This is a genomic window from Larkinella insperata (assembly GCF_026248825.1).
Taxonomy (GTDB): Bacteria; Bacteroidota; Bacteroidia; order Cytophagales; family Spirosomataceae; genus Larkinella; species Larkinella insperata.
In genome coordinates this window covers 1,274,838-1,289,202 of record NZ_CP110973.1, presented here as the reverse complement: position 1 = coordinate 1,289,202, position 14,365 = coordinate 1,274,838, and the positions used below count along the sequence as shown (strand labels likewise).

Genomic DNA, 14,365 nt, shown 5'->3' with positions numbered 1-14,365 from the left:
GCCGTGCAAGCCGCCCGCTGGATAAATGCTCGCCGGGCCAACTATTTCTCCAAGCTCCCGACAACCCTGCTGCTTCCGGCTATCGTCCGATTATTCGCCGAACAGATCAGACGACAAATACCGGTCGCCCCGGTCGCAGATGATGCAGACGACCACGCCCTCGTTCAATTCTTCGACCAGTTTGAGGGCCGCATGAACGGCTCCTCCGCTGCTCATACCGGCAAAAATGCCTTCCTCGCGGGCGAGTCGGCGGGTCATCAGGGTAGCTTCTTCCTGCGATACGTCAATAACCCGGTCGACGCGCTTGGGATCAAAGATTTTGGGCAGGTATTCTTCGGGCCATTTCCGGATGCCCGGTATCTGCGAACCATCCGTGGGCTGGCAGCCAAGGATCTGAATTGCCGGATTCTGTTCCTTCAAAAAGCGGGACGTTCCCATGATGGTTCCGGTGGTGCCCATAGAGGAAACAAAATGAGTAATTTTACCCTGAGTATCCTGCCAGATTTCGGGGCCGGTTGTGCGGTAGTGGGCCAGGTAGTTATCAGGGTTGGCAAATTGATTGAGCAGGTAATAGCCGCCTTTTTGAGCTTGTTCTTCGGCATGGTCGCGGGCGCCTTCCATGGTTTCCATCAGCGTAACTTTTGCACCAAAAGCCTGCATGGTCAGGATGCGTTCCCGCGTGGAATTCATAGGTAAAACTAATTCAATTTCAACGTTATAAAGCCGGGCAATCATGGCGAGCGCAATGCCGGTATTTCCGCTGGTGGCTTCAATGAGTTTCGTTCCCGGCTTCAAATCGCCCCGGTCGATGGCCCCTTTAATCATGCTGTAGGCAGGGCGGTCTTTTACGCTGCCACCGGGGTTATGTCCCTCCATTTTTCCGTACAATGTAACCGCCGGATTAGGGTTAACACGCTTTAACTCAACCAATGGGGTATTTCCAACAAAGTCTAATAAGGTTGCCATGAAAGTTTATCTGAAGAATAGGGTCATTTTCGAACAAACACGCGGACGCTTTTCAAAGTTGCAAACCGTTTGAACAAGCCTGAAATAAGCGCAAACCAGGAGTGGTAAAGATAAAAAGCAAAAAAAGTCAATTTTTTTTGCGGTTCTTTGAAAAGGCCTTGCTTTTGTGGATAATTATGAATCACTTTTGTAAGATTTACCAATCCTCGGCTACGTATATGAAGTTACAGATCCATGCTACTCCCCGGACTAGTTATTCCGAATATCAGTTACAAGCCGTTACCCGCCACCTGAACCTGCCCGACATTGTGCTGCCTTTCTGGGGGCAACGTAAACGCGTGCCTGCTTACCGAATTACGTGGCTGGAAGGAAAAGGGAATTATACTGTCGTCCATTTCAGCGACGGCTCCGAACTTATTGTATCGTTGACGCTCAAGAAGCTGGAGGGCCGTCTTTCCTCCGAAATTTTTGTGCGGCCACACAAAAAAAGCATCATTAACCTGCTTTACCTTCAGGAAATTCGCCCAGGCAAGAGCATGCAGCTTTGTCTGACAAGCGGGCACGAAATCGAAGTGTCGCGCCGGAAAACCACCCAGTTTATGCAGCTCGTGGTGGCGTTTCAGCAGGAGTTTCTGCCCCTGACGGCTTATTACGCCATGGCCTGAACGGATAAAAGAAAAGCGGTTTTACAACCGCTTTCTCTACTTCTTCTTAAGTTTTGCCAGTTCCTCATCGCGCAGCGGTCGTCGCAGAATTTTACCCACATTGCTTTTGGGTAGTTCTTCCCGGAACTCGATATGGCGTGGCCGTTTGTAGTTGGTCAACTGCTCCTTGCTGTATTTTAGGATATCCTCGGCGGTCAGGTTCGGGTCTTTTTTGACCACAAAAACCTTGACGGTTTCGGTCGACTTCTCGTCGGGAACCCCGATGCAGGCTACTTCCAGAACGCCCGGACATTTGGCAATCACATCCTCAATTTCGTTGGGGTAGACGTTGAAGCCCGATACCAGAATCATGTCTTTCTTGCGGTCGACAATCCGGAAAAAACCATCTTCATCCATCACGCCAATGTCGCCCGTTTTAAACCAGCCGTCTTCCAGCACCTGGGCGGTTTCTTCGGGGCGGTTGTAGTAACCGGAGAACACCTGCGGCCCCTTGGCCCAGATTTCGCCGGGCATCCCCATGGGCGCTTCCGTGCCGTCTTCCTGCATGATTTTCATTTCCGTGCTCGGCAGCGGCAGACCGATGGTACCTAGCCGGGCGCGGCCATCCACGGAGTTGGACGATAAAATGGGCGATGTTTCGGAAAGACCGTACCCCTCGGCGATGGTGATGCCGGTCAGTTGTTTCCAGCGTTCGGCAACCGAGGTTTGCAGAGCCATACCGCCCGCCGATGCGACCTGCAGATGGCTAAAATCGACCTCTTTGATCCGGGGATTGTTCAGCAAGCCGTTGTAGAGCGTATTGAGGGCGACGAACATGTGGAACTTGTACTTCTTCAGGTCGTCGATGAAGGCGTTCATGTCGCGCGGATTCGTGATAAGCACACTCAGACAGCCGTTTTTGAGCGCCAGGAATGCGTTCACCGTCAGCGCGTAAATGTGGTACAACGGCAGCGGAGTGATCATAATGCACTGGGGGGCATTAATGCGATCAATCTGCATCCAGTAACTTCCGGCAAGGGTGTTGGCAACAATGTTCCGGTGCGTCAGGGCGGCCCCTTTTGAAACACCGGTTGTTCCGCCCGTGTATTGCACAAACGCCAGATCCGAACCGGTAAGCGGTACTTTTTGCAGCGCATGACGGCTTCCCCGGCTTATGGCTTCACTGAGCGAAACCGTCTGGGAAAGGTGATACGCCGGTACCATCTTTTTAACGTATTTCACCACGGCATTGACAACCTGCTTTTTGGGAAAGCCAAGCAGGTCGCCGATCTGGGTGATAATGATGTGTTTGATGTCAGTCTGGTCGATGATCTTCTCCAGATTGGCGGCAAAATTGGCGAGAATGACGATGGCTTTGGCCCCGGAATCTTTAAACTGGTGCTGCATTTCCCGCGGAGTATACAGCGGATTGGTGTTGACCACCACCAGCCCGGCCCGCAGAATACCGAAAAGAGCCACGGGATATTGCAGCAGATTCGGCATCTGAATCACCACGCGGTCGCCTTTCTGGAGCTTCAGGTCGTTTTGCAGGTACGACGCAAAGTGACCGGAAAGCGTATAAATTTCCCGGAAGGTCAGTTGTTTCCCCATGTTCGCGTAAGCGGGCCGATCGGCAAATTGCTGGCAGCCTTCGTCGATCAACTCGACCAACGAAGTGTAGGCATCGGGATCGATGTCGGCCGGTACACCTTCGGGGTAATACTTTAGCCAGGGATACGGTTTTGCTGTCGACAAGTCGTTCATGGGTTCGGAATGTTTTTTGTAAAAATAAAACAAATCTTGAAACGGCCATACCTATGCCGCCGGGCTACCCGTACCGTTAGAACGCAACGGCTTTTAACCGAAGCCCGGTATCTTCGGGCAAACCAAACAGCAGATTCATGTTCTGAACGGCATGACCCGAAGCGCCCTTCGTCAGGTTATCAATAATGCTGGTGATCAACAACTGGCCGTCGTGCTTTTCTAAGTGCAGCAAGCATTTGTTCGTGTTGACAACCTGCTTGACATCCACCGGCGCGTCGCTCAGGTGCGTAAACGGATGTTCGGCGTAATAAGCTGCGTAGAGCTGACGGGCTTCTTCCAGGCTCCCGGCATAGGGCGTATGAACATTCGCCATAATGCCCCGGGTGAAGTCGCCCCGGTACGGGACGAAATGGATGGCCTGCTCGAAGCCTGATTGAAGTTTCGTTATGCTCTGGCGAATTTCCGTCAGGTGCTGGTGGGTAAAGGCTTTGTAAACCGAAACGTTGTTGTTCCGCCAGGTGAAATGCGTGGTGGGGCTTAACGCCTGGCCCGCGCCCGTCGAGCCGGTAATGGCGCTAACCTGAACCGCATCGCCGAGCAGTCCGGCCTGCGCCAGTGGCAGCAACGCCAGTTGAATGCTGGTGGCAAAACAGCCGGGATTGGCAATTTTGGTGGCCGACTGGATGCGTTCGCGTTGTAATTCGGGCAAACCGTACACAAAGCCGTTTGATTCATCGCGGAAATCGGTGCTGAGATCGATCACTTTTAAAGTGTCCGGAATGGGGTTTTCGGCCAGAAATTTGGCCGATTCACCGTGGCCGGAGCACAGAAAAATCACGGAAAGGCCCTCCTGGTTAACCAGTTCACGGGTATCGTCTCCCGAAAATTTCAACTCCGTATCCCCCAGCAAATCCGTGTGGGTGCTGTAGACGGGCTTGCCCGCCTGGCTTTTGCTGTGAACGAAAGCAATGTGGGCGTTGGGGTGATTGAGGAGGATCCGGAGCAGTTCGCCCCCGGTATAGCCCGCTCCGCCGATGATGCCAATATTGATTGTATTCATAGAGTTTGATAGAGCCTGATGTGCTCATTGACAAAACGTTCCCACGAGAACAATTGTGCCCTTTGCAGGGCTCTCGCGGTTAAATCTTTCCGTAAATCCGACGACCGAACCACCGTCAGAATGGCCTGGGCCAGCGCGTCAGCATCGGTAGGGGAAACCTGAATGGCCGCGTCGCCGACCACTTCGGGCAGGGAGGACACATTCGAGGTAATCACCGGCAAACCGCACTGCATGGCTTCCAGTGGGGGCAGGCCAAAGCCTTCAAACAGCGACGGATACACAAACGCCAGCGCCCCGGAGTAGATAGCTGCCAGGTCTTCGTCGGGTACAAAACCGGTGAAAACCAGCCGGGACCGAACGCGTTCAGTTTTCACCAGTTCACCCAGGACCTGATCCATTTTCCAGCCTTTCGTACCCACCAAAACCAGTTTTATCTCATTCGGCAGTTCACCACGTTCGGCCAGTTGAACAAAGCAGCGAATGAGGTGATCGAGGTTTTTGCGGGGTTCGAGCGTGGCCAGCGTGAGCAGGTACGGTTCGTGGCCCAGACCGAACCGCTGCTGAGTAGCTTTGATTTGGGCGGTATCGGTTACCGGATGAAACAACTCCGGCGATGCGGCCAGGTGAATCGGGGTTACGCGTGCGGGGTCAAAGCCGGTATACTGGCAAAAGTCTGTTTTGGTAGCCTGCGAAACCGTGACAACCTGAGCATCTGCGGGCAGCCTTTCGATGGCATTTCGGACCGCACGTTCACCCGCCGGAAACCATTCCGGATGATGAATCGGGATCAGGTCGTGCACCGTCAGCACCTTGCGGATGTGCGGCATTCGGCCAATGTCGTCGGGTATGGCAAAAAAGGGCGAATGATAAATAGCGCCCCGGGGCAGCCGATCGGCCGAAAACCGGGCTTGCTCAGTAGCCAGGGCTTTGTGGCTGCGGTAGAAAAGTTGCCGGATGACTTTCGACGGAAGGCTCTGGGGTGAAAACGGATTGAGCAGCGCGTTTTCCAGTTTGGCCCAGCGTTGTTCCCCGGGTGGATTGACCAGCGGGGGAGCCTGTTTTCCGAAGGTTTCGCGGGCATACCGTAATGTTTCGGCCCGGTGGGTGGGGGCCGCCAGCGAAAGCTGTACCCGGTCTGATGCCAGCAAGCCTTTGATGAGTTGTTCGGCTACGCGACTCACGCCCGTTTTGGCCTGACGGTGGTAAAACCCAATACCCGGAAGACTGGCGTCGATAATTACGTTCAACGGCTTCAAGAATTATGAACGATGGGTTGTGAATGATGAACTATTGGATCTTTCCCCGCTAATTCATCATTCATAACCCGTCGTTCATCATTGATTATTGGCTTCTTTAACTTTCTCGTAGATCATGACCTGATTCGACATGACTTTCGAGAAACCGCGCACGTCGTCGCCGGTCCAGGCGTTGTTCATTTCGCCGTAGCTGCCGAAGGTCGACGACATCAGGTCAAACGGCGATTCGATGCCCAGCACCTGGAAGCGGTAGGGAGCCAGCATAACGTGGACTTTGCCCGTAACGTGAGTCTGCGTGTCGGTCAGGAACGTTTCGATATTCCGCATGACGGGGTCCAGAAATTGGCCTTCGTGGAGCATGGTGCCGTACCAGTTTGCCATCTGGTCTTTCCAATACTGTTGCCACTTGGTCAGCACGTGTTTTTCGATGGCGTGGTGAGCTTTCAGAATAATCAGCGGGGCAGGGGCTTCGAAGCCAACCCGGCCTTTGATGCCGATGATGGTGTCGCCCACGTGAATATCGCGCCCGATGCCGAACGGTCCGGCTAGCTCGGTCAGTTGCTGAATTGCCTGAATCGGGTCACCGACGGGTTGGTCGCCGATGCCCTGCAACTCGCCTTTATCAAAGTGCAGCGTAATCTGTTCCGGTTCGGTTTTGGTCACCTGGGTCGGCCAGGCCGATTCGGGCAGGAAACCGCCGGATGTCAGCGTTTCGCGGCCACCAACCGAGGTGCCCCACAAGCCTTTGTTGATGGAATAAGCGGCTTTGTGCCACTCCTGCTCCACGCCTTTTGATTTCAGGTAATCAATTTCGGCTTCACGCGAGAGCCGCAAGTCGCGGATGGGCGTGATAATCTCGGCGTCGGGCGCAATGATTCGGAAAGCCATGTCAAACCGGACCTGGTCGTTGCCCGCGCCAGTGCTACCGTGGGCAATGGCATTGGCGCCGATGCTCCGGGCGTATTCGGCCACGGCGATGGCCTGGAAAATCCGCTCGGCGCTAACACTCAGCGGATAGGTGTTGTTTTTCAGAACGTTGCCATAGACCAGGTATTTCAGACATTGCTGGTAGTAATCGTTGGTTTTGGCGATGGTGGCGTGGTTTTTAACACCCAGCGAATACGCCCGCTCTTCGATGGCTTTCAGGTCAGCCTCCGAAAAACCGCCTGTATCGACCAGCACGGAATGAATTTCATACCCCAGATCTTCCGACAGGTATTTCACACAAAACGAGGTGTCGAGACCTCCACTAAACGCAAGAACTACTTTTTTTTGTTGCGACATCACGGTGAACTATGGAACGGATGGAAAAAAGTTGCGGAGGGCCGTCGGCGCGGAGCTTGGGTTTCTTTGCCCCTATTCCCCGTGCCCCTTTGCTCCATGATTTCGATAAGTAAGGCACAAAACTAAAAAATCCCTTCCAGCCAACCGCCGAAAGGGACTTAAAATCACGTGAATACAGGAAATGACTTTGTCACCCGACGGTTTCCAGCTCACGCTCGGGCTTCCTCGTCCGGGGACGATCCTGAAAACGCATCAGAATACGCTGTTTGATGCGCATCCAGCGCTCATAGAGTTTCGATTCTTTCAGAAAATTCCAGTTTTCTTTTACCTCTGTCTTTTTGTGCTGCTCCGGATCGTACAGCATTCCCGTGCACAGACAGTGCTTCCGGTTGGTCCGGGTCAGAATGTCGTAATTGACACAGCTCGAACAGCCTTTCCAGAACGCATCGTCAGCGGGCAGTTCGTTGAGGGTTACGGGTTCGTAGCCCAAATCAGAGTTTATTTTCATGACGGCCAGGCTCGTCGTCAGACCGATGATCTTGGCGTCGGGGTATTTTCTGCGTGAGAGCTTGAAGGCTTCGTTTTTAATGCGGGTTGCAATACCGCTTTTCCGGTGTTCTGGGTGCACAATCAGCCCCGAATTTGCCACAAACTTTCCGTGCTCCCAGGTTTCGATGTAACAAAATCCAACCCACTCGCCCTCTTTCGTGGTGGCGACAATGGCTTTTCCTTCCAGCATCTTTTCCATCAGGTAGAGGGGTGAGCGCTTGGCAATCCCCGTACCCCGAGCCTTGGCGCTTTGCTCCATTTCCTTGCAGATCGTTTCGGCGAGTTGAAGATGGTTTTCATCCGCGACCTGAACAAGGTAAGTATCGTTGTTTACTTCAGAAGTCATCGTGAATTGATCGAATGAATGAACCCATGACCGGCAGTAAACCGGCAGGATTTGAGATCAAAAAGTTTGTTGAAAATTGAAATTAGAATGGGCTGAACCGCAGGGGCGGATGCTCACCGCGTAGGCAAGCAAAGTGATCGGGTCCTTTCGGACCTGAACCGAAATGGCGTTGTGTGGTAGAAAGTCGGTATATAGACAGGTGTTGCCATTTTTGTGATTACCCAAAAGCGCGACAATGATAAATGAATAGTTTCGATTGTGCAATATGATAACGAAAATATTGAGTAAACGTTCATTGATTTGATCATTTTTTACCAATCGATAATTTCATACATTTGTTATACGAACTTTCCGCATCCTGTATGTACCGTCTGTCCTCTGATGACCTGATTTATGGTTACATAAACGGAATCTTTCCGATGGCCGACACGGACAATACGCTTTACTGGTATTCGCCCGACCCCCGCGCCATAATTCCTCTAGATACCTACCGCCCCGCCAAATCCCTGCGCCCAATACTAAACAAAAAAACGTTTGAAGTTCGGGTAGATTCTGATTTTGAGCAAGTTATGCGGGCGTGCGCGTTGCCTCGTTCCGAACACGACGGGACCTGGATCTCCGAAGAAATCATCGAAGCCTACGTCGATTTGCACCAGATGGGCATGGCCCACAGCGTAGAAATCTACCTCGAAAACAAGCTGGTCGGTGGCTTGTATGGGGTTGCACTGGGCGCCGTTTTTTTTGGTGAATCGATGTTTTACCGGGTTCCGAATGCGTCGAAAGTCGCGTTTCACCACTTGATCGAAATCTTGCGAAAACAATATTTTGAGCTTCTGGACACCCAGTTCATCAACGACAACGTCCGGCGGTTTGGCGCCATCGAGATCCCGCGCACGGAATACATGAAGCTGCTGAAGCAAGGCCTGCAAAAGAAAGCCCACTTTGCCGACGCCGTCCTGGAGCCTTCGTTTCGAAATCAACCGGATTTAGGCTAAATTCCTCTAAATCCGTAGTCTTTCGTATTTTCGCACCTCCTTTTACTTCATCGCGGACGGAATACATCGGTTCATGTTTTTTATTTCCATTCAAACGTGTCAGTCTTAGTCATTAAATTCGGTACGGCATCAATTACCATGCCGGACGGTTCGCTGAACGAAGCCGTAATTGCCGACATTGCCCGGCAGGTTGCCGAACTGCGTCACTCGTACCACATCTTGCTGGTATCGTCCGGAGCCGTGGGAGCCGGAAAGGGGTTGATCCAGGGATACCGGGGCGACATCGCTCAGCGAAAAGCCGCTGCGGCCGTGGGCAACCTGCTCCTGCTGAATGTGTACAACCGTTATTTTTCGCAATACGACATTCCGGTTGCCCAAACGCTCTGCGAACGCCATCACTTTGCCGATCGGCAGCAGTTTCTGCAACTGAAAGAAACCGTGCAGGAGCTTTGGAAAAACGGCATCATCCCCATCGCTAACGAAAACGACGTGGTCAGCGACCGCGAGCTGAAGTTTTCCGACAACGACGAACTAGCCACGCTCATGGCCGTTGGCTTCGGCGCATCGACGCTGATGCTCTGTACGTCGGTGGGCGGTTTGCTGGACGAAGAGGGGCACATCATCCCCACGGTCAACCAGGTGGACGAGGCTGTTTTTGGCATCGTCCGGGATGAGAAATCGGCCCTGGGGCTGGGCGGTATGGCTTCCAAACTGACCTTCGCCAAACTGGCCACCCGTATGGGCATCCGCGTTGCTATTTTTGGGCTTAAACAACCCGACGGTATTTTACGGGCGTTGCGGGGTGAAACCGGCACGGCCTTTGCGCCCCAGGTGGGCTCGCCCTCGGCGCGGCAACGCTGGCTCGGCAGCGGCAGCCTGACGGCGGGGATTCTGCGGATTGATGCCGGGGCCGTTCGGGCCCTGACCCGGCGGAACAGTTTGCTGGCCGTTGGCGTTCGGGCAGTAGAGGGCGATTTTGCTGCGGGTGAGGTGGTTGAGATTTGCGACGAAGCCGGTTCGGCGGTGGCCGTTGCCCGCGCCCGTTTGTCGTCGGCCCATTTAGTAACGCAACTGAACCAGCAGAATGTTGAGGTGGCAAATGCCAATGATATTGTACTTTTGTAAAAACACCGTATTGTCATGAATACAGTAACTCCTCTTCTTCAGGAAACGAAGTCGGCATCGGCTTCGGTCCGGCGCCTGTCGTCCGAGCAGAAAACCGCTTTGCTCGATCGATTGGCGGACGTGGTTTTGGAAAACACAACGGCTATTCTGGCGGAAAACCAGAAAGACCTGGATGCCATGCCGGATAACGATCCGAAAAAGGACCGGCTGTTGCTGAATGAAAAACGGATTGCTGATTTGGCCGAAAGCCTGCGTACGGTGGCCCAACTGCCCGATCCGAATGGCGAGGTGTTGCTGGAACGAACCATTGAACAGGGGCTTCAACTCCGGAAGCTGGCCGTTCCGCTGGGCGTCGTAGGCGTTATCTACGAATCGCGGCCCAATGTGACGCTTGATGTGGCTTCGCTCTGCCTGCGGTCGGGCAACGCCTGTGTGCTGAAAGGCGGCAAGGAAGCGCATCATTCCAACCTGGCGTTGGTGGGCTTAATTCATCGGGTGCTGGCCGAATTTGACCTGCCCGCAGCCACCGTTGCGCTGATGCCGCCCGACCGGGCTGTAGTCAACGAACTGCTGACGGCCACGCGGTACATCGACATCATTATTCCGCGCGGATCGGATTCCCTGATTCAGTACGTACGGCAAAACTCCCTGGTGCCGACCATTGAAACCGGCGCGGGCGTTTGCCATACCTACGTGGAGCAGACGGCCGATCTGGAAAAAGCCCGCGACATCGTAATTAACGCGAAGGTATCGCGCCCCTCGGTTTGCAATTCGCTGGACGGTATTCTGGTCGACCGGGCCGTTGCGGCCGAGTTTTTACCGATGCTGGTCGACGGGTTTACGAAATGGAACGTGGAGGTTTTTGCGGACGAAGAAGCGTTCGAGATTTTATCGGCCGTTGCGTATCCGGCGCTTCAGCGGGCGCAGTTGAGCGATTTTGGGCGGGAGTTTCTGGACTATAAGTGCGCCGTTAAAGTGGTTGGTGGTCTGGATGAAGCCCTGTCGCACATTCAGACGTATTCATCCCGCCACTCGGAATCCATTATTTCCCGGGATTCGGCGCTTGTCGACCGTTTTCTGGGGGAAGTGGACGCGGCTGCCGTGTACGCCAATGCTTCCACCCGTTTCACCGACGGCGGGGTGTTTGGTCTGGGGGCCGAAATCGGGATTTCAACCCAAAAACTGCACGCCCGTGGCCCGTTTGCGCTGGAAAAGCTGGTGACTGAAAAATGGGTTGTGGTTGGCGACGGACAGGTGCGCTGGTAATCAGCAGTTTGGTAGCGATCAAAAATCGATTCCGCAGAAGGTGAGTCAGACGGTTTCTCGCCAATTCGAAAGCTTCTCATCTGCCAATAAGAAAGGCTCCCGGCGGTTGGCGATTCAGCAAAATTTTATGCTGAATCGCCAACCGCCGGGAGCCAAACTGTTTTAACGGTTTCCGTCCGCGGCTAATTCCAGAGCCAGAAACTTGCCGGTGTAGCTTCCTTTGGCTTTCGCAACTTTCTCCGGCGTGCCTTCTGCAATGATCTGACCGCCTTTATTACCGCCTTCGGGTCCCAGGTCAATAACGTGGTCCGAAACCTTGATGACATCCAGGTTGTGTTCAATGATCAACACCGTGTTGCCTTTGTCGGCCAGTTTATTCAGAACATTCAGCAGGTACGAAATATCCTGAAAATGCAGTCCGGTGGTGGGCTCATCGAGGATGTAGAGGGTCTTGCCGGTATCTTTCTTCGAGAGTTCTTCCGCCAGCTTCACCCGCTGCGCTTCCCCGCCCGAGAGCGTCGTCGCGTGTTGACCGAGCGTAATGTAGCCCAGCCCCACGTCGTTCAGCGTCTGGACTTTACGGAGAATCTTCGGCTGGCTGGTGAAAAACTCGAGCGATTGTTCAACGGTCATGTCTAGCACGTCGGCGATGGATTTGCCTTTGAAACGAACCTCCAGCGTTTCGCGGTTGAAGCGTTTGCCCTTGCAGGTTTCGCACATGACGTGCACGTCCGGCAAAAACTCCATTTCAATTTTCTTCATCCCGGCTCCTTCGCATTCCTCGCAGCGGCCCCCTTTGACGTTGAACGAAAACCGCCCCGGTTTGTAGCCCCGAATTTTGGCTTCCGGGAGTTCCGCAAACAGGGTGCGAATCTCGGAGAACATGCCGGTATACGTTGCCGGGTTCGAACGGGGAGTGCGGCCAATCGGCGACTGGTCTACCTCAATCACTTTGTCCAGGTGCTCAAGCCCTTCCACCGCCTTGAACGCCAGTGCTTCGCGCTTCGACTTGTAAAAATGCTTGTTCAGGATGGGAAACAACGTCTCGTGAATCAGCGACGATTTGCCACTGCCCGACACGCCGGTAATGCAAATCATTTGCCCCAACGGTAACTTCAACGTTACATTCTTGAGGTTGTGGCCGGTTGCTCCTTTAATAATTAGCTGACCGCCGTTACCTTTCCGGCGTTCTTTCGGTACCTCGATGGCCCGGCGACCACTCAAGTAAGCCGCCGTGGTGCTGCCGTTTTGCAAAAACTGCTCCGGTGTTCCGGCGCCAACGACCTGCCCGCCGTGTCGACCGGCTCCCGGACCAATGTCCAGAATAAAGTCCGACTCCAGCATCATGTCTTTGTCGTGCTCAACCACCAGCACCGTATTGCCCAGGTCGCGCAGGTTTTTCAGCGAATCGATCAGCTTCACGTTATCGCGTTGGTGCAGTCCAATGCTGGGTTCGTCCATGATGTACAGAACGCCAACGAGTTGGGTGCCAATCTGCGTCGCCAGCCGGATCCGTTGTGCTTCCCCGCCGGAAAGCGTCCGCAGCGGGCGGTCGAGCATGAGGTAATCCAGGCCAATATCGAGCAGAAAGCCGATCCGTTTGCGGATTTCTTTCAGAATTTCCTTGGCAATCACGTTCTGGCGATCCGACAGGCGGCTTTCCAGATCCGTCATCCAGGCGGACAGTTCGGTAATGTCCATCCGGGCCAGCTCGGAGATGTTTTTGTTGTCGATCCGGAAGTACAGCGATTCCTTTTTCAACCGGGCGCCGTTGCACTCCGGGCAGGTTTTCACCACCGTAAAATCCTTCAGCCACTCCTGAATTTTGTCGGAGCGCCCGCCCGTATCCGCCGTTTCCTGCTGGCGTTTGAGGAAGGTAATGACGCCCTCGAATTTGAAATTATAATAGTCCTGCCCCGGAAACTTCTTCGACGGCATGGTGGATTCGTCCTCGGTTCCGTAGAGCAGCGCGTGCAGCAGATCGGGCGGGTATTTTTCAACCGGCGTCGTCAGGCTGAGCTTGTATTTTTTCAGGATAACCTCAATCTCCCGGAAAAACCAGAGTTCGCGGTATTCGCCCAGCGGAGCAATGGCCCCCCGGCTGATGCTCAACGATTTATCCGGAATGACCGATTCTTCCGTAATTTCTTCAATGACTCCCAGGCCGTTACAAACCGGGCAGGAACCGTAGGGCGAGTTAAACGAAAACGTGTTGGGTGACGGTTCGTCGTAGCTAATGCCGGATTCGGGGTCCATCAGGTTTTGGGAGAAATACGTCAGCTCGTTTTTCTCATCAAGAATCTGCATGGCGCCCTTCCCCTGCTTCAATGCCGTCTGCACGGATTGACTTAAACGATACCGGTCTTCCGGCTTGGGAACAATTCGGTCAATCACAATTTCAACATCGTGGACCTTATACCGGTCGAGCTGCATCTTCGGCGCAATATCCTGCACGACGCCGTCGACGCGCACTTTGGTATAACCCAGCTTGGCAATCTGCACGAACAACTCGCGGTAGTGACCTTTCCGGCCTTTCACGATCGGCGCCAGCAGCGTCAGTTTCTTGTTGGCGTAGTGGGTCAGAATCGTATCAATGATCTGATCCTGGGATTGACGCTCCATTTTTCGGCCCGTCACGTACGAGAACGCTTCTCCGGCGCGGGCGTACAACAGCCGCAGAAAGTCGTAAATCTCGGTGGTCGTGCCGACCGTCGAGCGGGGGTTCTTGGACGTAGTTTTCTGCTCAATGGAGATCACCGGACTCAGGCCGTTGATTTTATCCACATCGGGCCGTTCCATGTTGCCGATGAACGAGCGGGCGTAGGCCGAAAAGCTTTCCATGTACCGGCGCTGTCCTTCGGCATAAATCGTATCAAATGCCAGCGACGATTTGCCGCTGCCGCTAATTCCCGTCACCACCACCAGTTTATTGCGGGGAATGGTAACGTCAATATTTTTCAGGTTGTGTTCACGGGCGCCTAATACCTCAATCTGCTCGTAGCCCGTCAGTTCAATGTCGGTAAGCCCGGTGTTGCGGGCGGTGTTGTTTTCTGTCACGTTGTGAAAGCCTTATTCTAAATTCTAACAGAAAATAAAGTGATGAAGTTTCG

At 53.7% G+C, this 14,365-nt stretch carries 11 protein-coding genes; 4 read left to right on the top strand and 7 right to left on the bottom strand.

Translation table 11 applies throughout. The annotated features are described in order from the left end of the window. Positions 1-90: 90 nt before the first annotated feature. Positions 91-966, bottom strand: a complete 876-nt coding sequence (cysM, locus tag OQ371_RS05200) for a cysteine synthase CysM (RefSeq protein WP_265992725.1) — start codon at positions 964-966, stop codon at positions 91-93. Between the two features lie 218 nt (positions 967-1,184). Between cysM and OQ371_RS05195 the strand changes: the two genes are divergently transcribed. After that, a complete protein-coding gene (locus OQ371_RS05195) occupies positions 1,185-1,631 on the top strand; it encodes a LytR/AlgR family response regulator transcription factor (protein ID WP_265992724.1) in 447 nt (148 codons plus the stop codon). A gap of 36 nt (positions 1,632-1,667) precedes the next feature. Here OQ371_RS05195 and OQ371_RS05190 read toward each other — a convergent pair whose 3' ends face one another. The 5 genes from OQ371_RS05190 to OQ371_RS05170 all read right to left on the bottom strand — a co-directional run bounded on the left by OQ371_RS05190 (position 1,668) and on the right by OQ371_RS05170 (position 7,869). Beyond that, a complete protein-coding gene (locus tag OQ371_RS05190; protein ID WP_265992723.1) occupies positions 1,668-3,374 on the bottom strand; it encodes an AMP-binding protein in 1,707 nt (568 codons plus the stop codon). A 76-nt stretch (positions 3,375-3,450) separates the two neighbouring features. Continuing rightward, the gene (gene argC, locus OQ371_RS05185; protein ID WP_265992722.1) at positions 3,451-4,434 is read right to left on the bottom strand and encodes an N-acetyl-gamma-glutamyl-phosphate reductase; all 984 of its coding nucleotides are present in this window, start codon (positions 4,432-4,434) and stop codon (positions 3,451-3,453) included. After that, positions 4,431-5,690, bottom strand: coding sequence for a glycosyltransferase family 4 protein (locus tag OQ371_RS05180; protein WP_265992721.1), 1,260 nt, complete (start codon positions 5,688-5,690; stop codon positions 4,431-4,433). The genes argC and OQ371_RS05180 overlap by 4 nt, the downstream gene beginning before the upstream one ends. Before the next feature lie 78 nt (positions 5,691-5,768). Beyond that, on the bottom strand, positions 5,769-6,974 hold the full coding sequence (locus OQ371_RS05175) for an argininosuccinate synthase (protein WP_265992720.1): 1,206 nt from the start codon (positions 6,972-6,974) through the stop codon (positions 5,769-5,771). Positions 6,975-7,164: 190 nt separating this feature from the next. Continuing rightward, positions 7,165-7,869 (bottom strand): GNAT family N-acetyltransferase, encoded by a 705-nt coding sequence (locus OQ371_RS05170; RefSeq protein WP_265992719.1) that lies wholly within the window; start codon positions 7,867-7,869, stop codon positions 7,165-7,167. Between the two features lie 362 nt (positions 7,870-8,231). On the opposite strand from OQ371_RS05170, the gene aat reads away from it, so the two are divergent. The 3 genes from aat (at position 8,232) to OQ371_RS05155 (ending at position 11,255) form a co-directional block, all read left to right on the top strand. Further along, positions 8,232-8,864, top strand: a complete 633-nt coding sequence (aat, locus tag OQ371_RS05165) for a leucyl/phenylalanyl-tRNA--protein transferase (RefSeq protein ID WP_265992718.1) — start codon at positions 8,232-8,234, stop codon at positions 8,862-8,864. A 96-nt stretch (positions 8,865-8,960) separates the two neighbouring features. Then, a complete protein-coding gene (gene proB / locus OQ371_RS05160; RefSeq protein ID WP_265992717.1) occupies positions 8,961-9,989 on the top strand; it encodes a glutamate 5-kinase in 1,029 nt (342 codons plus the stop codon). A gap of 15 nt (positions 9,990-10,004) precedes the next feature. After that, on the top strand, positions 10,005-11,255 hold the full coding sequence (locus OQ371_RS05155; RefSeq protein WP_265992716.1) for a glutamate-5-semialdehyde dehydrogenase: 1,251 nt from the start codon (positions 10,005-10,007) through the stop codon (positions 11,253-11,255). A gap of 162 nt (positions 11,256-11,417) precedes the next feature. Here OQ371_RS05155 and uvrA read toward each other — a convergent pair whose 3' ends face one another. Continuing rightward, the gene (uvrA, locus tag OQ371_RS05150; protein ID WP_265992715.1) at positions 11,418-14,312 is read right to left on the bottom strand and encodes an excinuclease ABC subunit UvrA; all 2,895 of its coding nucleotides are present in this window, start codon (positions 14,310-14,312) and stop codon (positions 11,418-11,420) included. Positions 14,313-14,365: the final 53 nt, after the last annotated feature.

Excerpts from the sequence above, each read along its gene's own strand:
- cysM (WP_265992725.1), bottom strand. The coding sequence starts at position 966 with ATGGCAACCTTATTAGACTTTGTTGGAAATACCCCATTGGTTGAGTTA.
- OQ371_RS05195 (WP_265992724.1), top strand. The coding sequence starts at position 1,185 with ATGAAGTTACAGATCCATGCTACTCCCCGGACTAGTTATTCCGAATAT.
- OQ371_RS05190 (WP_265992723.1), bottom strand. The coding sequence starts at position 3,374 with ATGAACGACTTGTCGACAGCAAAACCGTATCCCTGGCTAAAGTATTAC.
- argC (WP_265992722.1), bottom strand. The coding sequence starts at position 4,434 with ATGAATACAATCAATATTGGCATCATCGGCGGAGCGGGCTATACCGGG.
- OQ371_RS05175 (WP_265992720.1), bottom strand. The coding sequence starts at position 6,974 with ATGTCGCAACAAAAAAAAGTAGTTCTTGCGTTTAGTGGAGGTCTCGAC.
- OQ371_RS05170 (WP_265992719.1), bottom strand. The coding sequence starts at position 7,869 with ATGACTTCTGAAGTAAACAACGATACTTACCTTGTTCAGGTCGCGGAT.
- aat (WP_265992718.1), top strand. The coding sequence starts at position 8,232 with ATGTACCGTCTGTCCTCTGATGACCTGATTTATGGTTACATAAACGGA.
- OQ371_RS05155 (WP_265992716.1), top strand. The coding sequence starts at position 10,005 with ATGAATACAGTAACTCCTCTTCTTCAGGAAACGAAGTCGGCATCGGCT.